Raw genomic sequence first — 24,425 nt, 5'->3', positions numbered from 1 at the left:
CATGACCGATTGCCTATTTTGTAAAATGGTGGCGGGCGATATTAAGCCCGCAATCGTCTTTGAAGATGACAAAGTGCTGGCGTTCCGCGACATTCATCCGCAAGCGCCGGTGCATATTTTGGTGATCCCCAAACAACACTACGCCAACCTAAACGCCTTGGACGATGCCGCTTTGGTAGGCCATATTGTGCAAACCGCCGTCGCAATTGCCCAGCAAGAAGGCGTTGCCGAATCAGGCTACCGCACCGTATTCAACTGCAACGGCGATGGCGGGCAAACCGTTTTCCACCTGCATTTGCATTTATTGGCGGGACGGCAACTGGCTTGGCCGCCGGGTTGATAGGCAATGCCGCCCAGTTAAGCTGTTCGTACCCAAGGGCATAAATGGCGATGCGTTGATCCGTTCATGGTGAGCCTGTCAAACCATGATCGGATCAACTAAACAAGCGCCACGTCCCGCTTATCTTGGCATTCAAACAACCTCAAACGAAAACACCACGGCAATCAGTGTCATCGACACCAGCGCAACGATAAATATCATTTCCGCCCAACGTTCTAATCGCGAAGTAGATTTTTCTATTCGAATAGACAAAAACGACAGGACGGCGCTAGACATAAACAAGACACTGTCAATTGCCAATGCTTTGTCAATCATATAGCTGACCATATCTGATGGCTGGCTTTTGACGATACTGATAACCATAATGCAAACACCGACCATCGTTGCCGAGTTGGGCAGAATATGATGGGTTAGATTGTTGGAAATACCGTTTTTCATTAATACTGGCCCTAACATCAAAGTTTATAAATCATAAAAATATCAATGGTTATTATGCGGCAAAAATAATCCTTAGATCGTATTGAACCGTACTTTTCAGAACAAGGTGGTTTGCCGCAGAGTGTAAATAGAGTCAAAACCCAATAAAATGATGCTGTTCGTACCCAAGGGCATAAATGGTGAGCTTGTCGAACCACAATCACCCTTCGACAAGCTCTGGGCGAACAGATTGACCATCATTTTATGTTGGAATTGGCTACACGCTTCTGCCCGGCCTTACAAAAAACCACAATCTTACTGTCAGCGCCGATACCAACCAAAGCGCGGATGATACCAACCCCATCCAAAACCGGGATGCATTCGCCACAAGTAGCCTGGCTCCGGAATGGCATAAGCAGGCCTTACTACCGTTACAGGCCGGATGACAGCAGGGCCGGTCGCACATCCTGCCAATAAAAAGCTTAAACAAATTGCCTTTAATGCTTTTTTCATAATGATTGCTCCTTTCTGAAAATGATGCTTGTTCAAGTCAAAATGGCTTGGAATTATTGCCAGCCGTAATGCCAGCCAAATCTAGGGTGATACCAGCCCCACCCATAGCGTGGGTGCAGTCTCCATAGGTAACCAGGTCCGGGAATTGGGTAAGATGGTCTGACAATGACAACAGGGCTTACCGCTAACGTCCCTATTTTGTCAGCATTAAAGCGATTAATGGCGTTCATACAAATTGCTGATAATCCTTTGAAAGGATAGGCTTTTAAACAATTTAACAAACCTTGTCCGACTTGCTCCGGGCCACAATTTGCTATTTTTGCTTCCTGCCAACAGGCCGTATTGATAAGTTGCTTGTCAGTAGCCAATCCTGCGTGGGCATTAGCAAAAAATGCGGATGATGCTAAAAATATAAGCACTAATATTTTCACAAACGTTTCCTCCTAATTAAGGTAAAAAGCCAAGAGATAGCCAAGGGTTTCTTGAATCCTGCTCTTCAGATGGCATCTTTTGGCGTTGTTACTTTTTGAAGTAGGTTAATTTGTTCTTTAAATCAGAAATATGCTGCTTTATGTTGCTCCAGGCAGCTGCTGATTTTTCAGAAAAAATGACACTGTCAATTTCATCAATCGCGGTATAAAGCAGTTTGTAATCGCTGGTATTGCCATAGCCCAATAATTGCGCCAGTTTTAATTGGTCTTTAGCCGCTGCGGTTAATTTAGAGACTTCAGTGCGGTTCTGGGTTTGGGAAATATCCAATTGGTGTTCTGTTTCCGATGCCTGCGTGAGCAATATTTCTGCATGTAACAAGGGCAAAGGAATGACTTCGGTTATTTCATCTAATGTATTCAATGCGCTATAAAGCCCATTTGCGGCATCTGCTGTTTTTCCACTTGCAGCTGCCAGCTCCGCTTCCTTAATGGCTGTCGGGAAAGTTTTAAGCGGAAGGCCTCTTAGGGTGATACGTACTTCACTGATGAGTTCGTCCAGAATTTGTCTTGCATCTTGTATTTTGCCATCATCAAAATAATCATCGGCTTTATCAATGGCACTTTGTATGGCGTTGGCATCACCTTCAAATTCAATAATTTGAGTGTCAATATTGGCAGAAACGAATGTCATGTCGGGGTACTTCGCCAAAATGGCGGACAATTTGCCATCGACCTCATGCAGTAGGGTCAGGGCATTTTTGGGATCATTTTTTTCCAAAGCCAACAAGGCTTTTTCAGTTTGCAAAAGCGTATCCGATGCTTCTTTTATGACCTGATGATTTTCATCACCAAGCGCTTTTGCCTTTATAGCCGAGTATTTGGCAACGGTTTCTGGTGATGCGGCTGGCGGTCCCTTTAGTTCATCTGCTGATGCTGTCCAAGCCAACAGGCTGCACAGATTTATTACAGCTACTACGTGAATGATTTTTTTATAGTCTTTATTCATGATTAGCTCCTAATTGTTTAAAGGCAACTTACTTGCTTGGGTTATTAGTATTTTTTTTGTCGGTTTTTAACGCTAAGCGTGCTGCTTCACAGTCATCAGAAAATTTAAAAGCACGGTTTGATTGTTTATATTCGTGTAGACATTTAAGCAGTCCTGTTCCGACTTGCTCGGTTCCGCAGTTTGCCGTTTGGGCATCTTGCCTACAGGCAGTGCCAATATTTTGCCGGTCACTTTTAATATCGGCATTGGCAGATAAGTTAAAAAATGCGGTGAAGCTTATGATGGTTAATTTTGTAATTGACATGAATTTTCCTTATTTTGCGTAATTGTTTGTTTTGTTAGCTGGTTTTAAGCAATCACCATTTTTTGCTAAATGGGCCAATGCTTATTTTTTCTGGCTGATAGCTGTTAGATGGTTAATTGCCTTAATGTTGGCGTGCTGTCCAGGTGCCGGTACAATTTCAGCCAAACCCTTGGCAGTAACGGTTAACAAGCCAACTAAATGTTTTATGTTCATCAATCATCCCCAATGTTTGTTTGGTGGCGAGGTAACGTATTTGCATTTAGCTAGGTTTTTCCTTTTGTTAAAACGACTGAAAAAACATCGTCGCCAAAGTTGCTGCAAACACAAAATTAGCAATACATTTTATGTGCCAAATTAAAAATACAATAAAAACAATGTTTTATTGTTATTTTTTTTTAGGACTGGCAATTTTTTGGTTTATATAAGCCGGTTCACTGGTGTTTTTTTAAGCCCAGACAATTTCATTTTTACAGCCAAACCTACATTTATATACTCTTGTGCTAAACCTCCTCTGGACCGGCTTTTTCTTCATTGCCTTCATCACCGCTTTAATCAAGTTGGTGTGGTTTGGCGATCAGCACGTGTTTGCCGACATCATGCAAGCGCTGTTCGCATCGGCGAAATCGGCGTTTGAAATTTCTTTGGGGTTAACTGGCGTATTGGCTTTGTGGCTGGGGGTGATGCGCATTGGCGAGCAAAGCGGTTTTATCGGTTTGCTGACCAAAGGGCTGATGCCGTTGTTTGCCCGTTTGATGCCTGACGTGCCGAAAGACCATCCGGCTTTGGGTGCAATCGTTATGAATATCGCCGCCAATGCGTTGGGTTTGGACAATGCCGCCACGCCCTTGGGGATTAAAGCCATGCAGGCTTTGCAAACGCTAAATCCCAAGCCCGACACCGCCACCCATGCGCAAATCTTGTTTTTGGTCATCAACACGGCGGGCGTGACCTTATTTCCGGTGACGATTTTCAGCTACCGCGCCCAGCTGGGTGCGACTAATCCGACCGATGTTTTTATTCCCATCCTGATCGCCACTTATATGTCCACGCTGGGTGGTTTGCTGGCGGTGGCGGCGGCGCAGAAAATCAATTTGTTCGACAAAATCATCTTGGCTTATGGCGGCGGTTTTACGCTGCTGGTGGCGGGTTTGATCGCTTATTTTGCCCGTTTGCCGCAGGCGCAGATGCTGGAACAGTCGGCGTTGCTGAGCAATACTATTTTGTTTTCTTTGGTCATCGCTTTTATTGTCGGTGCGCTTTACAAGGGCGTGAACGCTTACGAGGCGTTTGTTGAAGGGGCTAAAGAAGGTTTCCAAACGGCTGTTGGCATCATTCCGTATTTGGTGGCGATGCTGGTGGCAATCGCGGTGTTCCGCGCCAGTGGTGCTTTGGATTTGTTGGCAGATGCGGTGCGCTTTTGTTGCCGCAGCCTGGGTGTTGATGACCGCTTTGTCGATGCCTTGCCAACGGCGTTGATGAAGCCGTTCAGCGGCAGCGGTGCGCGCGCTATGATGATCGACACCATGAAAGCCCACGGTGCCGATTCGTTTGCAGGCCGCATGGCATCGGTGGTGCAGGGCAGCACCGAAACTACCTTTTATGTGCTGGCGGTTTATTTTGGCGCGGTGGGCGTCAAACATATTCGCCATACCGCCACTTGTGGGATAATTGCCGACATTTTCGGCATTCTTGCCGCTATTTTTGTTGCTTATTGGTTCTTTGGTTAAATGTTAGTACATCTTAAAACACTCGGTTGCCGCTTGAATGAGGCAGAATTGGAAACGTGGGCGCAAGCCTTCCAGAAAGCCGGACACGGCATCACCCAGCAGCCGCAAGACGCACACTTGGTGGTGCTGAATTCTTGCGCGGTCACCCAAGATGCCGCGCGCAAATCGCGCAATCTGATCCGCCGCATCCATCGCGACAACCCGAAAGCCAAACTGGTGGTCAGCGGTTGCTATGCCACGCTCAACCAGGATGAAGCCGCTTCATTGCTGGGTGTCGATATGGTGGTCAGCAACAAAGACAAAGACCACTTGGTGGAAAAAGCTTTGACTGAACTGGACATGGACACCATGCCGTATCTGTCGACCGAGCCGGGCGAAGTGTCGTTGTTTACCCGTGGGCGGCAACGCGCGTTTGTAAAAGTGCAAGACGGCTGCCGTTACCGTTGCACGTTTTGCATTGTCACCGTTGCCCGTGGCGAAGAAATTAGCCGCCCTGTTCAGGCCATTATTGACGAAATCAACACGTTGCACAGCCAAGGCATCGACGAGGTGATTTTAACCGGCGTGCATTTGGGCGGATACGGCAGCGATCTGGACGAAAATTTGGTCGGTCTGATTAAAGCCATTTTGCAAGACACCGCCATCCCGCGTTTGCGTTTGGGTTCGCTTGAACCGTGGGAGTTTTCTGACAGCTTTTTTGATTTGTTTAACAATCCAAGAGTCATGCCGCATTTGCATCTGCCTTTGCAAAGCGGTGCCGATTCGGTGTTGCGGCGCATGGCGCGGCGTACCAAAACGGCTGAATTTACAGACATTGTCAATCAATTACGGGCGCAAGTGCCGCAGTTTAATATCACCACCGACATCATCGTCGGCTTTCCGGGCGAAACTGAACAGGAATGGCAAGAAAGTTTTGATTTTATAAAAGCCATTGGTTTTGGGCATATCCACATCTTCACTTACTCGCGCCGCGAAGGCACGAAAGCCGCCACCTTGCCCGGGCAAATCGCCGAACCGATCAAAAAACAGCGCAGCCAGCAATTGCACCAATTGGCGGAAACTTTAAAAACCCAGTTTTACGAAGCCAACTTGGGCCGAACTTTTCCGGTGTTGTGGGAAGCCTACAGCGAGCCGCTGGCAGATGGCAAACAACGGGTGTTTGGCTATACGCCCAATTATCTGCGTGTCGCAACGGAAATCCCTGCCAACGAATCAGTTGAAAACCAAACGATTCCGGTTACATTAACAGCCGTAAAGGACAGTTATTTGCTGGGTGAATTGCAAAGATAAATCTCCCAGTATTAAAGCCCATACCGTTAAGTTGATCCGCTTGTGATGACAGGTCAAGCCGCTCGTGGTGAGCCTGTCGAACCATTTGTGGAGACGGGTCAAGCCGTTCGTGGTGAGCTTGTCGAACCATGAATGGCTTAACGTAACGTTATCGCTGTTAAACAAATCAGGAAAATCTTATGCCCCCAGCCAAACCCTTGCAAAAACTCACTGCCGACATTGTCCGTAACCCACTGCACAGCTTGTTGTTTTTAAGTTTGGCTGGCGCAGTTATCGTGTTGTTGCAGTTGTACAGTAGCTTGAATGACGATGATGGCGCATGGGAACAATTCAAAATTGACCATCATTGCCAGTTGCAAACCAACCAGAGCGGCACCCAACGCCACAGTTGGTTGTGCGACGACGGCAAGCTTTACTACCGCTGGCGGCAGCAACGATAGGCGCTGCAATCCTTTTGTCTTTTTGCGTCGCCTAAGTAAGGTCAAATATCCTCTTCAAAAACAAATAAGCTATTGCTTGCCATCATTGCGCGTTACAATTTTGCCGCTTAATCAGCACTTTAAGCTGCTGTTTTATAGGCAAAACGATCTGTCTGGGCTTATACCCGCCGCCAATAATGAAGAGGATAACGCCATGCTTGAAATCTTACTTGTTGTAGCTGTTCTTGCTGTGATTGCTGTTTTACTTATCAGCAAACAACCTGCCGAATTTACCATCACCCGCAGCGCCATAATGGCAGCACCTGCCGAAGCCATTTTTCCCCACGTCAACAATTTGCAGTGGTGGCATGCTTGGTCGCCTTGGGCGAAGCTTGACCCCCATTCGAAAAGCACTTTTGAAGGCCCGGAGTCGGGCGTGGGTGCAGTCATGCGCTGGGTGGGCAATAACCAAGTGGGCGAGGGCAGCATGACCATTACCGATAGCCAAACCAACCAAGCCATCACCTTTAAACTCGAATTCCTGAAGCCTTTTGTTGCCACAAACACCGCTGTGTTTACGTTTGCAAGCGACGCAGGGCAAACCACGGTGACTTGGTCGATGTCAGGCCATAATAATTTTATGGCTAAGGCCATGAATTTAGTGATGAACTGCGACAAAATGGTCGGCGGTCAATTTGAAAAAGGCTTGGCTTCTTTGCAAGCGGTGGTTGAAGCCGAAGGCCAATAATACAAGGCCGAAACGCTTGTTAAAATCCCGTCAGTTTTCACGTTTTTGGGAGTGAAAAACCTGTTTTTCACTCCAGCCCGCCGCATTATTTCCCCTAGCCACTTCAAATAAGCTTGCCAAGAAAGTAGCATAGTTAGACTTGCCTTCAAAACCCACCCATTAGGAATCGCCAATGCCCAGCCAAACCTTCACTTGGTTACATTTGACGGACTTGCATTATGGATTGCAAGGCCAAAACTGCCTTTGGCCCAATCTGCGCGAGCCATTTTTTGATGATTTGGCGTTGTTGCACGACTTGTCCGGTCCGTGGGATGCGGTGCTGTTTACCGGCGATTTGGTGCAACGCGGCAAATCGGAGGAATTTAACCAGCTGCAGGCCGAATTTTTAGACCGTCTATGGCAAAAACTAGACGAACTGGGCAGCGGCGCGGCGCAATTGCTGGCAGTACCCGGCAACCATGATTTGTTTCGGCCTGATAAAAGCAAACCCGCCGCGCATATGCTGATGCTACCCGGCGGATTTGATGCGATTGCTGAAACATTTTGGGATTCAGAAAAACCAGACAATGAATATCGCATCGTCATCAACGAAGCCTTCGCACCTTACCGCGAATGGTGGCAGAACACCCCCAAACGTCCATCGACGATCAAGCACGGCTTGCTGCCGGGTGATTTCGCCAGCAGCCTGATTGTCAACGGTTTAAACATGGGCATCGTCGGTCTGAACACCGCGTTTTTGCAACTGCAAGGCGGCAATTACCAAGGCGAACTGGTGTGGGATGTCCGCCAATTGCACGAAGTGTGCGGCGATGTTGGCAATTGGCAGAAACAACACAATTTTTGCTTGCTGTTGACTCATCACAGTGCGGATTGGCTGACGAATTCAGCGAAAGAACATGGTAGAAAAGAAATCTTGCCCGCTGGTCGATTCGCTTTGCATTTATTCGGACATAACCATGAAACCAACATTGAGTCCATCCGCAAAATAGGTAATTCCGATGCCACTTGGCTCTGTCAAATCAATTCTATTTTCGGCATGGAATATATAGGTGAATCTAAAACCCAGAAACGTGACCACGGCTATGCCGTTGGCAAAATTGAGGTCAAAGAAGACCAAGCCTATCTTCAATTTTGGCCTCGTTATGCAACCGATGAACCGGATGGTTGGCGTTTTATCGCAGATGGCAGAAAAGTACGCCTTCAACAAAACCAAGCCACCTCGCCAGAACACTTGCATTACCGCAAAAGTAAAAAGTCAGAATCCCGCGCATCGACACCAACTATAACCGCTCACCAGACTGCCAGCCACTCCACCTTACCGCCGCGCCAGCCCTTTTTTGGTCGCACCGAAGAACTCGGCAAAATCGCTGCTTACCTGCAAGCGGATTTTCGCGGCTGGGGCGTGGTGTTGGACGGGCCGGGCGGCATTGGCAAAACCGCGCTGGCGGTGGAGGCGGCGTATCGCGCACCGGCGGAACAATACCCGCACAAGCTGTTCGTCACCGCCAAAAACCGCCGCTTGACGGCAGATGGCGAAAGCCGCTTGCACAGCCACGATTTTGAAGACTACCACGTGCTGCTGACCGCCATTGGCCTTGCGTTGGGTTGCGACGACATCCAGCGCCTTCCGCAAGCGCAACACGCTACCGTGGTGCGCCACGAACTCGCCAAGCGGCGGCTGTTGTTGGTGTTGGACAATCTGGAAACCCTCGCCAAAGACGAACGCCGTTGCGTTTACGATTTGTTGGATAAGTTGCCCACCACCTGCCGCGCCATTGTCACCAGCCGCCGCCGCGACGAAACCGCCGCCCACAGCTTGCGGTTGGACAAATTGGATTTTCCCGCCAGCCAACAATTGCTGGTTGACTTGGGTCAACGTCTGCCGCCAGTCGCAAACCTGACCACAGCTGAGCAGCAACGTCTGTATGCCGAAACCGGCGGTAATCCGCTGTTGCTGACTTGGACGGCGGGTCAGTTGGGACGGGCGCAAGGCCGCTGCCGTACCGTGGACGCGGCGGTGACGCGCTTGCAACAAGCGCACGAACACAACAACGATCCGCTGGAATTCGTGTTCGGCGATTTGCTCGACACCTTTACTGAAGACGAAACCGCCGTGCTGGCGGCTTTGGCCTATTTCCCCGAACCCGCGCCGCTGGACTGGCTGTTGCCGCTGGCGGGCATCAGCCGCACCGCCGCCGAAACCGCACTGGACGATCTGCGCAACCGTGCCCTGTTGCTGGAAGACGAAGCCAATGACCGCTGGCTGCTGCCCGCACTGGCGGGGCAATTCCTACGCTGCCATCGCCCGCAAGCCATCGCCGCCACCGGTGAACGTTTGGCGGCAGAAGCTTATGCCTTGGCGGTGCGGCATGGTTACGAGGAAAACGCACCATTTGTTGAGCTGGAAGCGGCTTGGCCTACCGTGCAAGCGGCTTTGCCACTAATGCTGGCGGGCGATAATGAGCGTTTGCAAACGGTTTGTGAAGCATTAGTCGATTTTTTGAATTTCAATGGGCGTTGGGATGTTTGGCTGAGTCTGAGCCTAGATGCCGAAGCCAAGGCAGTGGCGGCGGGCGATAGTCACAACGCCGGTTGGCGTGTTTATTATGCGGGTTGTGTTTATCACTTGCAAAACGATGCCGATGCGCTGCTGGCCTGCGCCGAACGCTGTACCCAGCATTGGCAACAGGCTAGGGTGGGGTCTAGAGAACAGGCTACATCGATCCAGCTACGCGGCCTTGGCTATCAGTTACGCAAGGATTATCCGGCGGCGCTACAGGCTTACCAAGAGGTGTTGGCTTTGCATCGTGCCATCAACCCGGACAGCGTGGATGTGGCGATAGCCCTCAGTGATTTGGCAGCGGTTAAAAATCTATCAGGCAATTGGGAGGCTGCCGAAGCCTACTACTGCGAAGCGTTATGGCTGGCGCAGAAAACAAGCGACCGCGAAGGTGTTGCCCTTTACACCGGCAATCTCGCCGAACTAGCCCTAAACCGCGCTGACTGGCCCGCCGCCGAACGCCTCGCCCGCGAAGCGTTGCCGCTGGCGCAAGCCGTGGGTCGCTTGGAGCTTGTCGCGTGGAATCACTTTAATCTGGCTAAAGCTTTGCTCAAGCAGCAACGCGCAACTGAAGCCTTGCCCCACGCGCAAGAAGCCGTGACGATTTTCAGCAAACTACCAGGTAGCCCCGGCCTCGCCAAAGCACAAGCTACATTGGCTGAATGCCAAGCAGCCATTTGATCCCAGCCCAAAAACCTACAATGCTGCTTTAGCCTTTAGCCTTTAGCCTTTAGCCTTTAGCCTTTAGCCTTTAGCCTTTAGCCTTTAGCCTTTAGCCAGACATTTTATAATTGGTTACGCATGAGGGCATAAAGAGCTGGATGTATCTATTGTTGATCTGTGAGTATCGGTATTGTCATTCCGGCAGGGATTGCCGGAATCCAGGTCACAGGGAGGTGAAACTCGACCGAGTCCAGCGGTTTTTACCTAAATCAGCTTGAAAATTCAAAACCTTGCCATCCTTGGCTTCTGGATTCCGGCAATGCCTGCCGGAATGACGTGCTATAAAAACGATGCGGCTGACAGCTGATAATCGGGTGCGAGAACCCGATACGCCGCAGAATATATCTACGTAACATCCGTTCATAAACCCTTTTTTTAATCCCAACACCCAAAAACTTAACCCGCCTATGCGCAAAAATTCCCCTTTAACCCTCACCCAACAAGCGCAATTATTTGCCCAACTCAAAAACCTTGAGGTGGCGGGATTGCCGGCTTTTCAAGCCTGTGCTTTGTTGTTGCAAACCGAACCGGCTTTAAAAAAACCGTTGTTGCAGATGCAATCTGCGCTTAAATTGGGGCAGCCGATTGCCGCAGCCGGTTACAGGGCAGGGCTGTTCACCAGCAGCCAATTCAGTTTGGTGCAGGCCGCCGAAAGCAGCGGGCGTTTGGCAGAGGTTTATGGGCATTTGGCGGTTTATTATGCCGATTTGGCGAGCCGCGTTAAAAAAGCCCAATCGCGTTTGTACTTGCCCGCGTTTATGTTGGCGGCTTCTTTGTTTATCCAACCGCTTCCGGCTTTGGTCACCAATCAAATCAGCTTGGGGGGTTATGCCTTAAGTACCGTGGGGCGGTTGTTGCTGATTGGCGGCGGTGTGGGGTTGTTGGTCAAGTTGCCGGTGGTGCTGACAAGTTTGGGGGCGGAAGCGGCCTGGCATCGTTTGCAGTTACGGGTTCCGCTGGTTGCCGGTTGGCTGGTCACGCGCCAACTCAACGAATTTTTCTTCTTGTTGGCGTTGATGCTGGAAGCCGGATTGGCTTTTTCGGATGCGTTACCGAAAGCCATTGCCAGCATAAAAAACAGCCAATTGCGGGCGGGTTTTAAAGCCACGCTTGCAAAGGCCAAAACCGGCGCTAGCGTTTACGAAACGTTGGCTTTAGTGGCGGTTATCAAACCGTCTACTTTGCAAATCATCAACAGTAGCGAGCAAAGCGGCAAACTGGCCCAAGGCATGTACCGTTTTAGCCAATTGGAAGCGCAAAACATTGGCTTGCAAGACGATGCCTTGGCTGAATGGTTGCCGCGCTTGGTTTATGGCGCAGTTGCCGGATGGATGGCTTATTCGTTATTGGCTAGCCCAGTGGCAACGGTGGTGCCGGTGGAATTTTAAAGTTTTGCGCTTCGGCGGGCCGTGCAATTTTTAACGGGAAAACCTTAATTCGGTGTGTTGGCGCGTTATTTTAGGCAAAAAAAATGCGGCTAAAAAAGCCGCATGGAAGAGAAGGATATTCAACTCTGGTTTCCAAAAGGAAGCTTGCATCTCAAGAGTTGTGATTATATTAGTCATTAGATCGGTTAAAAGAAATGTGGCATGTTGACGCGCGTCAGATTGTCGCAGGTCAGTCAAGCTTTTTTTCTACTAAACTGCTCAATTTGGCAAACTCTTCCAGCGTTATGTTCTCGGCGCGTAAGCTGGCATCGATGCCCAGTTCGTTGATGGCTTCGTCGCTTATCAGTTTTTTTAACGCGTTGCGCAAGGTTTTGCGGCGTTGCATAAAGGCTTCCGTGACGACGCGGTTAAGCACTTTGACATCTTTAATCTGTACGGGCGGTTGCTTGTGCGGCACTAGGCGGACGATGGCGGAGGTGACTTGCGGCGCGGGGTCGAAGCTTTCCGGTGGCACATCAAACAGCCATTCGGTATCGCAATAATATTGCATCATCACGCTTAATCGTCCGTATTTTTTGCTGCCAGGTTCGGCGCAGATGCGGTCAACCACTTCTTTTTGCAGCATAAAATGCATGTCTTCAATGCAATAAGCGTTGTCGAGCAAGTGGAACATCAGTGGCGTGGAGATGTTGTAGGGCAGGTTGCCAATCACACGCAGCTTTTCGCCGGGTGCGGCGAGGGCGGCAAAGTCAAACCGTAAGGCATCGGCGCTGTGGATACGTAGGTTGTCGTAAGCGGCAAACTTTTTTTCCAGCAAGGCGACCAAATCGCGGTCTAGTTCCACCACGTCCAAATTGAGTTTTTGTTTGAGCAGAGGCTCGGTCAATGCGCCAAGGCCTGGGCCGATTTCCACCCAATGTTCGCCCGCGCTGGCTTGGATACTGGAAAAAATGTTGTAGATAATGGAATGGTCGTGCAAAAAATTCTGACCAAAGCGTTTGCGGGCGGTGTGTGTGTTCATTTAGGGTTGCTGTTGACTAAAGTTAAGGCCGTTTCAATGGCGTATTGCAAGCTGCCTAAGTCGGCTTTGCCTGTGCCCGCCAAGTCCAAGGCGGTACCGTGGTCGACCGAGGTGCGGATAATGGGTAAGCCCAGCGTGATGTTGACGGCACGACCAAAGCCTTTGTATTTTAAAACCGGCAGGCCTTGGTCGTGGTACATCGCCAACACGGCGTCGGCATTGTCGAGGTATTTGGCGGTGAAGAGGCTGTCGGCAGGCAAAGGACCGACCACGTCGATGCCTTGGTTGCGGAAGCTTTCCAATACCGGTTCGATAATATCAATTTCTTCACGACCCAAGTGTCCGCCTTCGCCGGCATGGGGGTTCAGTCCGCAGACCAGAATTTTGGGTTTGGCAATGCCAAAACGGGTGCGTAAATCGTGTTCCAAAATACGGAGGACGGTTCGCAAGCTGGTGTGGGTGATGGCTTGGCTGACTTGCGCCAAAGGTAGGTGGATGGTTGCCAAGGCGACCCGTAAGCCAGGCGTTGCCAGCATCATCACCGGTTGTCCGCCTGCTAGGTCGGCAATGTATTCGGTATGTCCGCTAAAGCTAAAACCGGCATCGTTGATGATGCCTTTGTGTATAGGGGCGGTGACCATGGCCGAAAATAGGCCATCCATACAGCCTTTAGTGGCTTTAGTGATGGTTTTTAATACATAACGGCTATTGGCTACGTTCAGTTGCCCGCATTGTGCCGGTTCTGCCAGTTCTACAGGCAAAAGCGTCAAGTTGCCGGCTTGTTGAGGTGTAGCGGGGGTATCGGCGATAAAGTTTTTTAAGTTAAGCGGCAGACCCAGTAGTTTGGCGCGTTGCGTCAGCAGTTCTGCACTTCCGATGACCACCAATTCGCAAGGCAGGTCTTGCTGAGCCAGTTGGATGCATAAGTCAGGGCCAATCCCGGCGGGTTCGCCCGGTGTTAAGGCAATACGTGGCGTGTTTTGATGGGCGGCTGGTGTGGCTGACATAGACGTTAACTCGTTAGATGGGCTGGCGTTTTAGCCACTGATGCGCCGGTACGGGTGTTGGTGTTTTATCGTAAGTTGGGGTCTGTACCTGACCCCAACTTTTTTTAGTGAGGGTCTCTGGTTATGACCCTTGCACTTGATTTTTAGCGTTTCATTGAATCGAAAAATTCGTTATTGGTTTTGAAGTCTTTCAGCTTACCAATTAAGAATTCAGAGGCGGCGGCTTCATCCATAGGCTGGAGGATTTTTCGCAATATCCAAGTTTTTTGCAGCGTGTCGGGATCAACCAAGTATTCTTCACGGCGTGTGCCGGAACGGTTGATGTTGATAGCTGGGTAGATACGTTTTTCGGCAATTTTACGGTCTAGGTGCAACTCCATGTTGCCGGTGCCTTTAAATTCTTCGTAAATGACATCGTCCATTTTTGAGCCGGTTTCGACCAAAGCGGTGGCGATAATGGTCAAGCTGCCGCCTTCTTCAATGTTTCTTGCCGCACCAAAGAAGCGTTTGGGTTTTTCTAAGGCGTTGGCATCCACACCACCGGTGAGGATTTTGCCTGATGAGGGGACGACGGTGTTGTAAGCCCTTGCCAAACGCGTAATGGAGTCTAACAAAATAACCACGTCGTGTTTGTGTTCAACCAAACGGCGGGCTTTTTCGATAACCATTTCGGCAACTTGCACATGGCGGGTTGGCGGTTCGTCAAAGGTGCTGGAAATCACTTCGCCGCGCACGCAACGTTCCATTTCCGTGACCTCTTCAGGGCGTTCGTCGATCAGCAAAACAATCAGATAACATTCCGGGTATTTTTCCGCTACCGCTTGCGCCAGGCTTTGCAAGATCATTGTCTTACCGGCTTTAGGTGGCGATACGATCAGGCCGCGCTGGCCTTTGCCGATGGGGGCGATCAGGTCGATGATGCGGCCTGTCAGGTCTTCACTTGAGCCATTGCCGCGTTCCAGCACAAAACGTTGTTTGGCAAATAAAGGCGTCAGGTTGGAGAAGTGGATTTTGTTTTTGGTATTTTCGGGCGGCTCGAAGTTGATTTGTTCAACTTTCAGCATCGCGAAGTAGCGTTCGTTATCTTTAGGCGGTCTGATTTTGCCGCTGATGGTGTCGCCGGTTTTTAGTGAGAATCGTCTGATTTGGCTAGGCGAGACGTAGATGTCGTCAGGGCCTGCAAGATATGAACAACCGGGAGTCCGTAAAAAACCAAAGCCGTCTGCTAAAATTTCCAGAACGCCGTCGCCGTAGATGTCGTCACCTGCTTTGGCCTGTTTTTTTAGGATGGCAAAGATTAGGTCTTGTTTTCGGGATCGGGCAACGTTTTCAAGGCCTAGGGATTCGGCAATATCAATAACTTCACTGATTTGTTTTAGCTTTAACTCGGTTAGATTCATAAAAGGACAATTCGAAGCCGTGCATGTACAGTAAGACACTGCAATGACACCGGTAGGGTATAAGGGATTAAGAGGTGCGTTTTTGGATGGTTTGAAAGACGTGCGTAGATTTCCGCACAGTTAAAGTATAACTCAGCTACCCAGCCCCGTCCAACCTTTTATGGCAGGCCTGGGTAACCGTAGGGCTTAGATGTTGCTGTCTAAAAATTTGGCCAATTCTGATTTGGTCAATGCGCCCACTTTAGTGGCCTCAACATCACCGTCTTTGAAGAGCATTAAAGTTGGGATGCCACGTACACCGTATTGCTGTGGGGTTTGTGGGTTTTCATCAATGTTCAGTTTAACAACCGTCAATTTGCCTTTGTATTCTTCGGCAATGGCGTCAAGCACCGGCGCGATCATCTTGCAAGGGCCGCACCACTCCGCCCAATAGTCGACCAGCACAGGGCCGGCTGCTTTTAAGACTGTTTCGCTGAACTCACTATCAGTTACATGAAGAACCGAATCGCTCACTTTTTTTCTCCAAAAATTTAAAATTGAAACTATAGGAGGGATATGCCTTGCCGTCAATCAATTTCAATCGTTTTGAATTTTGCGTTATCCTATAGCCTATGAAAAATACACATCTCACCGAAACCCGTTTTAGCAACCTTGAATTGTCTGACATTATCCTAAGCGGTTTAAAGGAAGCGGGCTTTAATCAATGTACGCCCATCCAAGACAAGGCACTGCCCATTTCACTACGCGGCAAAGACCTTGCCGGACAGGCGCAGACGGGTACCGGCAAAACAGCCACCTTTTTATTGGCAACCTTTCAGCATCTGTTAAATGATGGTGTGGTGGAAGATGATAACGATCATGACCACGACGAGTTTGACGATTGGGATTGTTTGGACGAACCGGAGTCGACTAAGGTTGCACCGCAAAAAACCGTAAAAACCGATAAGCCCAAACACAAAAATCCGCGCGCCATCATACTTGCGCCTACCCGTGAGCTAGCCATCCAAATCCATAAAGACGCACTTTTGTTAGGCAAAAATCTGGATTTTAAATACGCACTCATTTACGGTGGCACCGATTACCAAAAACAGTTGGAAAAAATCAAATCCAATGTTGACATTATCATTGGTACGCCAGGGCGGATTATCGATTTCTATAAGCAAAAAGCCTTTAGCTTAAACGATATTATCGTGACGGTGATGGATGAGGCCGACCGCATGTTCGACTTGGGCTTCATTAAAGACATCCGCTATTTGCTCAGGCAAATGCCCAGCCCCAGCAATCGTTTGAATATGCTGTTTTCCGCCACCTTATCTTATAAAGTGACGGAGCTGGCGTATGAACACATGAACAATCCTGTGCTGATCCGTATTGAAACCGAGCAGATGACGGCAAAGGCCATCCAACAAACGGCATTTTGTCCGTCCAACGAGCAAAAAATCCCGTTGTTGGTCGGTATGTTGAATGCTTACCAGCCCCAGCGCAGCATTATTTTTGTCAACACCAAGCGTTGTGCCGAATTGTTGGACGACACCTTAAAAGCCAATGGCTATAAAACCGCCGCTTTAAGCGGTGATGTGCCGCAAGACAAGCGCCAACGACTGTTGAATGATTTCCAAGAAAACCGCGTCAACTTATTGATTGCCACCGATGTTGCCGCACGCGGCTTGCATATTGCCGACGTTTCGCATGTCTTCAACTACGACTTGCCGCAAGATGTGGAAGATTATGTGCATCGTATTGGTCGTACTGCGCGCTTTGGTGCCAGTGGCGAGGCGATCAGCTTTGTTTGCGAGCAATACGCTTATTCCATGCCCGATATTGAAGAATATATCGGCGAAAAAATCCCCGTTAAAGCCATCCCTAAAGAATTGTTGGCGGAAGTCGTCTTACCGGAAAGAAGGCCGCAGCCCGACAGAAAACCCAGTTCCGGCAAACGCCCGCCTCAACGCGGTACAAAGCCTAAAGCGCACTCATCAAGACCCTAAAGTCGTCGATGGCAGGGTAGCAGTCTATTGTCCTTTTGGGCAATCCTGAATCAGGTTGGCTGACTGACAGCAGATGCGCGATGCCGAATTGTTTGGCGGCATCCAATACAGGCAGGCTGTCATCAACCAGCAGAGTACGTTGTTTGTCAAAACCTTGATTATGGTGTAGCTCTCTCCAAAAGTGTTGGTGTTCTTTGGGCCAGCCGTAGTCATGCGAGCTAATAATGCCATCAAAAAAGACGTCCAAGCAGGTTTGGCGCATTTTTAAGTCCAAGCTGCGGCGATGCGCGTTGGTCACTAATAATACTCGGTGATGAGAGTCACGTATTTTTTCCAAGAATTCCATCACATGCGGCAACACGGCAATAAGCCCTGCTATTTCCGCTTTTAAGCCGACAATATCCAATTGCAGCTCGGCACTCCAATAATCTAAACAATACCATTCCAGTTTGCCTTCCATGTCTTTAAAGCGTGGTTGTAGCGCCTGTTTGGCGGCTTCTAGGCTTAGGCCATGCAGTTCTGCGTATTTTTGTGGCACATAGGTTTTCCAGAAATGGTTGTCAAAATTTAAATCCAGCAGCGTGCCGTCCATATCTAGCAAAACGGTGTCAATTTGTTTCCAATTAATCATAAGAGTGCGATATATTTAAAATGACTTAACAGGGTAGCAAATTATGGCTGAAAAACCGACCATCCTAAACCGAACCGTGATCGCCAAAAGCCGATTGTTCCGCATTGAATCCATGGATATTCAGTTTAGCAATGGCGAGCAGCGCAATTACGAACGCTTGGCGCGTGGCGGTTCCCATGGTGCGGTGTTGGTCGTGCCGCTGTTAGATGAGCAAACGGTACTGTTGGTGCGCGAATATTCGGCAGGTGTGCACCGCTACGAATTGGGTCTGCCGAAAGGAAAGATTGATGCTGGCGAGTCGTTTTTTGAGGCTGCCAACCGTGAACTGAAAGAAGAGGTCGGGTTTGGTGCCAAGCGTCTGCATCATCTTAGCTCTTTCACGGTTGCGCCGGCTTACCTTGAGCATTCCACCGAAATCATCGTCGCCGAAGATTTATATGCCGAAAAGCTAGAGGGCGACGAGCCGGAAGCGTTAGAAGTCGTCCCTTGGCAGTTGTCCAATATCAATGGCTTGCTGGCAACTGGTGAATGTACCGAAGCCCGTTCTATAGCAGCTTTGTTTATGGCGTTGGAGTTTCTGAAAAGCCGTCCGTGCGGCTGATAATAATTCGTTAACCCGAGTGTGCCTAAAATGCGAGTGCGGAGACCGCAAATATCTTTGTCAGTTACACGCCATTCTGAAGGGAAGGAATAAATGAAGAGTACAAAAAAAGTGTCAGCCCGATTATTAAAAAAGTTGGCGGATAAGGCCAGTATTGTTGATAGTCCTCAAGCGAGTTTGCCGCAAGTGCAAGCCGCAGCCGCCAGTGTTGAGCCTAAAAGGATTCCTTTGGCCCAGATTGTGAAAGCCGCCAAGCAAAATAAAGAGGCTGCATTTGGAAACGTCACCGAAAAACGGGCATTGGAAATTGCCAGGGTGGTGATTGCTGAATTGGGCAAACGTATCGATGAGACCCAAGAAGGGGCAATTTTACTGCCTATTTTTGGTCAGTTTTCTGTTGAAAAGGTTTTTGTTGATGGCAAAGTTGAACGCCGTGTTTATTTCCAATCGAGCCAAGCAAAAAAAACGGCTAGTGACATTAATTGATTGATTTTATTTGTTATAAAGCCATATCCTAGTTAGGCTGGATATGGCTTTATCGTTTTTGGGTAGGCGATGAATTTAGTTGGCGTTGTTGCCGGAGGGGAGTTCTAAGGATTTATTCTGGCTGGATTTTACCCAGCTTCACGTACTTCAATCCCATTAAGGTTTTGTTGTCGGCAAGCTGTTCTACCCAAACAACTTTTATCTCGCCTTCCAGTGACAAGCGTTGGAAGGCAAAGTGTGTCAGCGTGTTTTCCGGCAAGCTGACGGCTTGGTTGATTTCAATCATCAAGCCATCAACGGAAACATTAACGGAAGTAAATTCAACAAATACTCCGTCGATAAGGATTTTGCCCGTATCGGCTATGCTTTTCCGATAGGCTTTGCGCTTGTACAAAACCGAGTCGATATGATGGCTGACATTCTTAAATTCTAAAGCCAGAAAAATATAATCCCCTTCGCTATCAACCCTGACAATTTCCACTTCGCCCGCCAAGCTCAGTTCGGGCAAATACAAATCGTGTTTGGTGCTGGCCTGCAAGTTGCTGAAAATATCTTTGACATCGCTGCTGTAATTGACGCTATGAAACTCGGCTAGCGCACCGGTAATGGACAGGTTTTTTATGACGACTTCATATTCGGCACCGTTCATAAAAATCAAACCTTTGGTGTGAAGGTTTTTGCGGTAAGTGCGTTCTACGACAAGGTTCATCGCTATCCTCCGTATTTTTATAATTATCCCGATTAAAGTTTAGGCTTGTAGATGGGGGTTTCTATCATTTAACCCAATAAACGCCATTGGCAATCGCAAGTTTGGCGGGGATTATACACCCAGTGTTGTTCAGTGGCTGGATAAAGCTAGCAGAAGCCTTGATAGTTTTTCTAACAAAAGCATAGGGTTGCCAAACAGAAACGGCTTTTGGCACTGGAACGGGTTTAATTTTCGTGATCTTTTTCTGTAGGCAATTGGCTGGGTGAAAATGGCCTTTTAATTTTGCGGGGTGTCTCGTAAAACCCTTTTATTGACAGTTTTTGGATAAGCTCGAAAAGGTAATCAAATAGTTGTTTCCTAACAGAAAAAACCAACCCGACAAAGCAAATAATATGAACCAGTTAACGTCCTTTGTGTGAATTGGTTAATATTTTTTTATTTCTTTACTATCAATTACTTATAGTTATACTTGGCTGCCGGAAATCCACTTTTTTCACCTAGAAAAAAGTGTTTCTGGCAATCCACTTTGTATTTTTAACGTAAATATTTTATAGGAAAAAACAATGGCGACTATTCAAGCACCTTTAGGCGAATTTACCTTAACCGGTAACGGTACAGACCGGTTAAAAGTGGACTACTCCACATTAACGGAAGATATTTTTGGCACACCAAACTCGCTCACCGATGAGTTTTTTAACACCATCAATTTCTCCGGCTTTGCATCATTTGACATTACCGGCGGTTCGGGCAATGACACCTTTTATGGCGCCAATTCTGCCGATAGCTTGGTCGGCGGGGGCGGGGACGATACGTTGTATGGCGGATTAGGGGCTGATAATATTGATGGCGGTACAGGGCTTAACGATTTATGGGTGGCTGATTATTCATCCTTAGGTGTGGATGTTGCTGTCACTTTAAATAACACCGGTGCAAGTGGCGGCAGCGGTTTGGCTTACACCATCAGCGCAACCAGCGCGTCGGTTAAAAATATTGAGGCCCTAAACCTAACAACCGGTTCGGGTAACGATTCTATTGATACTTCTGCTGTTGTGGGCAACGACTGGGTATCTACAGGTGAAGGCGATGATTTAATTTCCTCTGGTTTAGGGCTTGACACCATCTATGCAGGCGGTGGCAACGATACCATTAAACTGGTTTGGGTTTTAGTACAGTTGATGCGGGCAGCGGTTTTGACACGTTGGTGGTGGACTACAGCACTGCTACGGTAGATGTGAAAATGACAAGTGCTGTTTACCCCTATTCAGGCCCTTATTGGTCTACCGATTACTATTACAGCGGACGCATTCAAGCAGGCGTTTTAACGGCTAGTACAGCCGTTGATTTCTTTGGCGTTGAAGCCTTCAATATAACCAGCGGTTCGGGTAACGATACCTTATATGGCGGTGCTAATAATGACCGCTTGGTGGGTGGTGCCGGTAACGACATCCTCTATGGTGGCAGTGGTATTGACACTATCGATGGTGGCACAGGCACTGACACTTGGCAGGCAGATTTTACAGCCTATAACGACAACGTCACCATCAATTTGGTTAAAACCACTCAAGTTGCCCCTCTCGGCGTAACGGTGTCAGGAATTGAACAATTAATTGTTAGTACCAATTATTCTGCAGGCGACGATGTTATAACCGCTAAAACTGCGGCGTTTAATGACATCATCAATACCTACGGCGGCGACGATACCATTACCACTGGCCGCGGTGTGGATAATGTTGATGCAGGTACGGGCAATGATACGCTGGTGATGAATTGGGGGGCTGTTACCACCAATATCAATGCAGTTACGCTGACCCCCACGTATCCTTACGATGGGTCTAATGGTTACTATGGGAACTTCACTTCAGTATCGGGCGACAGCTTGACTTTCAGTGGTGTGGAAATTTTTAAACTAACGGGCGGTAGCGGTAATGACACGCTGACAGGCGGCAGAAACGATGACAGCCTTAGTGGCGGTATTGGCAATGACATACTGTCTGGCGGTGAAGGCGTTGATACCCTGTCGGGTGGTGAAGGTGACGATTGGCTGGATAGTGGTACGGGTAAAGCCACGATTGATGGCGGCGCGGGTAACGACATCTGGAAAGCCGATTTATCTTCTATCCTCGCTGGGTTGGTAGTTAGCGCGGCAACAAGCCAAACCACCGCCCAAGGTACAGCAGCGGGCCACTCGATCCGCAATATTGAAGGCTTTAATTTTTACAATGGCTTGGGTAAAGACAAACTCAACAGTGAAGGCTATGCCTTGAACGATATTGTTTACGCCAATGGCGGCGATGATGAAATCTCACTGGGGTTGGGTTTTGATACAGCTTTAGGGGGAGCTGGAACGGATACGCTAACGGTCGATTACAGTAGCTTGACTTCAGACATTAGCTCAACTGTGACGAGTCTTTATGATCCATTCAGTGGTTGGGCGACCAATGCATATGTGATGGCTGATAAGTTGAATACCGCTTCAATTAGCTATGGTAACTTCGAAAAGCACATCCTCAGAGGCGGCAGCGGCAACGATACCTTAATCGGCGGCAGCGATGTAGATACCTTGATAGGCAATGCTGGTAACGATGTACTCAGTGGCGGTGCAGGTAAAGACATTATTGATGGCGGAACGGGCAACGACACTTGGGTAGGCGATCAAAGCGCGGCCACTACCGCCATTAAACTGATCTTGGCGGCGACTGGCAATGGTTCGCTAACCAGCACAACCTCCAGCAACGTAACCAGCAATGTTGTCAGCCTAACCGGTATTGAAGCCGTCGTCCTCATCACTGGCAGCAAAAATGACATTATCGATACCAGTGCCGTACGCGGTAACGACAGCGTACGCACCGGCGAAGGTGACGATATTGTAAGGCTAGGTGATGGTAACGATTATGCTGATGGTGGTGCAGGCAATGATACCTTAGTCGTTAATTTCAGTTCATCCACAACGGTGATCCGTAGTGTTTACGGTTCGAGTTATTACGATACTGCTAAGCTGAACGTCATTAATTACAGTAGTTTTGAAGTGCTTGATATGACCGGTGGTTCGGCAAATGACCGGCTGACGGGTTACTACGGTGATGACAAAATTAATGGCGGTGCGGGTAATGATATTATCAATGGCGACTCCGGCAATGACACCCTAACGGGTGGTGCGGGTAATGATATTTTTGATTATTCGGTCTATTGGGCTGCTGGTGTTGATACCATTACCGATGCGTCTGTTGGCGATAGTATTCGCATTAATTATTTTGATTTTACCGGTGGTTCTGTGGTGTTAGGTGATGGCACATTGATAGGTTATCAAGTGCAGCTTTCCGTGAACACCGTTAATAATCAGTCAACGTTGCATATTGCTAATAATGCGCTGCAAATTAAGCTGACCGGCATTTATTCGGTCAACAGCTTTACGTTAGACGGTCGCTACATCAAATTTACTGAAGGCTCGACCAATGTGGGTACATTGGGTAATGACACCTTGATTGGCACGATTGGCGCCGACGTATTATCAGGTGGCACGGGTAATGACAGCTTAACGGGTAATGATGGCAATGACTTGTTAGATGGCGGTGCCGACAACGACACCATTACTGGTGATGCCGGTAACGATACCATCACCGGCGGCACAGGTGATGATCTGCTGACCGGTGGTTTGGGGGCAGACAACTTAACCGGTGGCACAGGAGCGGATAAGTTTATCTATACGTCAATTTTTGAAAGCACCCCAGGTACGCCATTTCATGATGTAATCAATGATTTTAGCGTGGCGGAACTGGATAAAATTGATTTGTCTGCCATCGATGCCAATTCGGCAGCAGCCGGCAACCAAGCATTTAGCTTTATCAAAACCGGTTTTACCGGTACGGCTGGGCAAGTGCGATTTGATGCCACAGCCGGTTTGGTGCTTGCCGATACCAATGGCGACAGTTTGGTGGATCTTGAAATTCAAGTATTAGGTTCGCCTGTCATAACCGCTTCAAGCTTTGTGTTGTAACCGAGAGACCTAAAAACGGTGAGGCACAGCATACAAATTTTTTGCTGTGCCTTGCTTTTTAGTTTGAAAGTGTTGTTGTCAGGGACAAATCAAATAGAAACCAAAGGTTTGTTTTTGCTAAAATGGGAGTTCCACAACAATAAAGAGGAATAAATCGTGAGAAAAACGCAAACCCAATTTCTTTCAATTGTTACAGCTATTTTGATGGGTTTAACTTTATTTTCGATGGCAAATGCCGAAACACCTGAAGAAATCAAAGCAAAAGGTGCGGCTTTTCTTGCCAAAAACGCCAAACAACCTCATATAAAAATCACGCCTTCAGGCTTGCAGTACGAAATATTGGTGGAAGGCAAAGGCTCCAAACATCCGGAAGAAACCGATTCTGTAATGGTTAAGTACAGGGCGTTAAGAATTGACGGTCAAGAGTTTGACCGTACCGATGAAGGTAAGCCTGTTACCTATCCTTTGGCCCATGTCATTCCAGGCTGGAGTGAAGGTGTCCGGTTGATGACGGAAGGTGCGAAATTTCGTTTTTATATCCCCACCCAGCTTGGCTATGGCTTGGCGGGTGCTGCCAATGTAGGGCCCAATGAGGCTTTAATCTACGAGATTGAACTGCTGGATATTGTCAAGTAATCGGCCTTGCCCAGTTATTTTCTGGTGATGGTTGATTTGAAGCGGTTTAACAATCAAGCTATGCACAAACATCTGTTTGCACTTGG

Annotated in this window: 25 protein-coding genes; 13 read left to right on the top strand and 12 right to left on the bottom strand. The window is 48.4% G+C overall.

What is annotated here, in order from left to right:
- The first annotated feature begins 1 nt into the window (after position 1).
- Positions 2-340 carry a histidine triad nucleotide-binding protein gene (locus ACYQ1O_RS12665; protein ID WP_459992155.1) on the top strand — a complete coding sequence of 113 codons (339 nt, stop codon included), beginning with the start codon at positions 2-4 and terminating at the stop codon, positions 338-340.
- Between the two features lie 132 nt (positions 341-472).
- On the opposite strand, the gene ACYQ1O_RS12660 is transcribed toward ACYQ1O_RS12665, so the two are convergent.
- The 6 genes from ACYQ1O_RS12660 to ACYQ1O_RS12635 form a co-directional block, all read right to left on the bottom strand.
- Entirely contained in the window at positions 473-778 is a 306-nt protein-coding gene (locus ACYQ1O_RS12660) for a hypothetical protein (RefSeq protein WP_459992154.1), read from the bottom strand.
- Between the two features lie 300 nt (positions 779-1,078).
- Positions 1,079-1,270: a hypothetical protein gene (locus ACYQ1O_RS12655; RefSeq protein WP_459992152.1), complete on the bottom strand. Its 192-nt coding sequence runs from the start codon at positions 1,268-1,270 to the stop codon at positions 1,079-1,081.
- Positions 1,271-1,323: 53 nt separating this feature from the next.
- Positions 1,324-1,701: a hypothetical protein gene (locus tag ACYQ1O_RS12650; protein ID WP_459992150.1), complete on the bottom strand. Its 378-nt coding sequence runs from the start codon at positions 1,699-1,701 to the stop codon at positions 1,324-1,326.
- A gap of 88 nt (positions 1,702-1,789) precedes the next feature.
- Positions 1,790-2,707: a YfdX family protein gene (locus tag ACYQ1O_RS12645; RefSeq protein WP_459992149.1), complete on the bottom strand. Its 918-nt coding sequence runs from the start codon at positions 2,705-2,707 to the stop codon at positions 1,790-1,792.
- A gap of 28 nt (positions 2,708-2,735) precedes the next feature.
- A complete protein-coding gene (locus ACYQ1O_RS12640; protein ID WP_459992148.1) occupies positions 2,736-3,011 on the bottom strand; it encodes a hypothetical protein in 276 nt (91 codons plus the stop codon).
- An 81-nt stretch (positions 3,012-3,092) separates the two neighbouring features.
- Entirely contained in the window at positions 3,093-3,224 is a 132-nt protein-coding gene (locus tag ACYQ1O_RS12635) for a hypothetical protein (protein ID WP_459992146.1), read from the bottom strand.
- Between the two features lie 284 nt (positions 3,225-3,508).
- On the opposite strand from ACYQ1O_RS12635, the gene ACYQ1O_RS12630 reads away from it, so the two are divergent.
- The 6 genes from ACYQ1O_RS12630 to ACYQ1O_RS12605 all read left to right on the top strand — a co-directional run bounded on the left by ACYQ1O_RS12630 (position 3,509) and on the right by ACYQ1O_RS12605 (position 11,866).
- Entirely contained in the window at positions 3,509-4,738 is a 1,230-nt protein-coding gene (locus tag ACYQ1O_RS12630; protein WP_459992144.1) for a nucleoside recognition domain-containing protein, read from the top strand.
- Positions 4,739-6,028, top strand: a complete 1,290-nt coding sequence (mtaB, locus tag ACYQ1O_RS12625) for a tRNA (N(6)-L-threonylcarbamoyladenosine(37)-C(2))-methylthiotransferase MtaB (RefSeq protein WP_459992142.1) — start codon at positions 4,739-4,741, stop codon at positions 6,026-6,028.
- A 179-nt stretch (positions 6,029-6,207) separates the two neighbouring features.
- On the top strand, positions 6,208-6,468 hold the full coding sequence (locus tag ACYQ1O_RS12620; protein WP_459992141.1) for a hypothetical protein: 261 nt from the start codon (positions 6,208-6,210) through the stop codon (positions 6,466-6,468).
- A 193-nt stretch (positions 6,469-6,661) separates the two neighbouring features.
- Positions 6,662-7,195 (top strand): SRPBCC family protein, encoded by a 534-nt coding sequence (locus tag ACYQ1O_RS12615; RefSeq protein ID WP_459992139.1) that lies wholly within the window; start codon positions 6,662-6,664, stop codon positions 7,193-7,195.
- Between the two features lie 172 nt (positions 7,196-7,367).
- On the top strand, positions 7,368-10,436 hold the full coding sequence (locus ACYQ1O_RS12610; RefSeq protein ID WP_459992138.1) for a tetratricopeptide repeat protein: 3,069 nt from the start codon (positions 7,368-7,370) through the stop codon (positions 10,434-10,436).
- Positions 10,437-10,885: 449 nt separating this feature from the next.
- Positions 10,886-11,866, top strand: a complete 981-nt coding sequence (locus ACYQ1O_RS12605) for a type II secretion system F family protein (RefSeq protein ID WP_459992137.1) — start codon at positions 10,886-10,888, stop codon at positions 11,864-11,866.
- A 229-nt stretch (positions 11,867-12,095) separates the two neighbouring features.
- Here the strand turns inward: ACYQ1O_RS12605 and rsmA are convergent, their stop codons facing one another.
- The 4 genes from rsmA to trxA form a co-directional block, all read right to left on the bottom strand.
- Positions 12,096-12,887, bottom strand: coding sequence for a 16S rRNA (adenine(1518)-N(6)/adenine(1519)-N(6))-dimethyltransferase RsmA (gene rsmA / locus ACYQ1O_RS12600; protein WP_459992135.1), 792 nt, complete (start codon positions 12,885-12,887; stop codon positions 12,096-12,098).
- A complete protein-coding gene (pdxA, locus tag ACYQ1O_RS12595) occupies positions 12,884-13,894 on the bottom strand; it encodes a 4-hydroxythreonine-4-phosphate dehydrogenase PdxA (protein WP_459992134.1) in 1,011 nt (336 codons plus the stop codon). The genes rsmA and pdxA overlap by 4 nt, the downstream gene beginning before the upstream one ends.
- Positions 13,895-14,037: 143 nt before the next feature.
- Entirely contained in the window at positions 14,038-15,294 is a 1,257-nt protein-coding gene (gene rho, locus ACYQ1O_RS12590) for a transcription termination factor Rho (RefSeq protein WP_459992133.1), read from the bottom strand.
- A gap of 186 nt (positions 15,295-15,480) precedes the next feature.
- A complete protein-coding gene (trxA, locus tag ACYQ1O_RS12585; RefSeq protein ID WP_459992131.1) occupies positions 15,481-15,807 on the bottom strand; it encodes a thioredoxin TrxA in 327 nt (108 codons plus the stop codon).
- Positions 15,808-15,905: 98 nt separating this feature from the next.
- On the opposite strand from trxA, the gene ACYQ1O_RS12580 reads away from it, so the two are divergent.
- Positions 15,906-17,282 (top strand): DEAD/DEAH box helicase, encoded by a 1,377-nt coding sequence (locus ACYQ1O_RS12580; RefSeq protein ID WP_459992130.1) that lies wholly within the window; start codon positions 15,906-15,908, stop codon positions 17,280-17,282.
- On the opposite strand, the gene yrfG is transcribed toward ACYQ1O_RS12580, so the two are convergent.
- Positions 17,257-17,913 (bottom strand): GMP/IMP nucleotidase, encoded by a 657-nt coding sequence (gene yrfG / locus ACYQ1O_RS12575; protein ID WP_459992129.1) that lies wholly within the window; start codon positions 17,911-17,913, stop codon positions 17,257-17,259. The genes ACYQ1O_RS12580 and yrfG overlap by 26 nt on opposite strands.
- Positions 17,914-17,956: 43 nt before the next feature.
- Here yrfG and nudE point away from each other — a divergent pair, with 43 nt between their 5' ends.
- Positions 17,957-18,514 carry an ADP compounds hydrolase NudE gene (nudE, locus tag ACYQ1O_RS12570; protein WP_459992128.1) on the top strand — a complete coding sequence of 186 codons (558 nt, stop codon included), beginning with the start codon at positions 17,957-17,959 and terminating at the stop codon, positions 18,512-18,514.
- 93 nt (positions 18,515-18,607) lie between these two features.
- Positions 18,608-19,000, top strand: coding sequence for a hypothetical protein (locus ACYQ1O_RS12565; protein WP_459992126.1), 393 nt, complete (start codon positions 18,608-18,610; stop codon positions 18,998-19,000).
- A 112-nt stretch (positions 19,001-19,112) separates the two neighbouring features.
- Here the strand turns inward: ACYQ1O_RS12565 and ACYQ1O_RS12560 are convergent, their stop codons facing one another.
- The gene (locus ACYQ1O_RS12560) at positions 19,113-19,709 is read right to left on the bottom strand and encodes a PilZ domain-containing protein (RefSeq protein ID WP_459992125.1); all 597 of its coding nucleotides are present in this window, start codon (positions 19,707-19,709) and stop codon (positions 19,113-19,115) included.
- 563 nt (positions 19,710-20,272) lie between these two features.
- Between ACYQ1O_RS12560 and ACYQ1O_RS12555 the strand changes: the two genes are divergently transcribed.
- The 3 genes from ACYQ1O_RS12555 to ACYQ1O_RS12545 all read left to right on the top strand — a co-directional run bounded on the left by ACYQ1O_RS12555 (position 20,273) and on the right by ACYQ1O_RS12545 (position 24,339).
- Positions 20,273-20,938, top strand: coding sequence for a calcium-binding protein (locus ACYQ1O_RS12555; protein ID WP_459992123.1), 666 nt, complete (start codon positions 20,273-20,275; stop codon positions 20,936-20,938).
- Positions 20,866-23,703 (top strand): beta strand repeat-containing protein, encoded by a 2,838-nt coding sequence (locus ACYQ1O_RS12550; protein ID WP_459992121.1) that lies wholly within the window; start codon positions 20,866-20,868, stop codon positions 23,701-23,703. The genes ACYQ1O_RS12555 and ACYQ1O_RS12550 overlap by 73 nt, the downstream gene beginning before the upstream one ends.
- 204 nt (positions 23,704-23,907) lie before the next feature.
- A complete protein-coding gene (locus ACYQ1O_RS12545; protein ID WP_459992120.1) occupies positions 23,908-24,339 on the top strand; it encodes an FKBP-type peptidyl-prolyl cis-trans isomerase in 432 nt (143 codons plus the stop codon).
- Positions 24,340-24,425 lie beyond the last annotated feature (86 nt).

The organism is Methylosoma difficile, assembly GCF_054657615.1.
The sequence above is the reverse complement of the archived record's forward strand: the minus strand, read 5'-3'. Positions and strand labels throughout refer to the sequence as shown.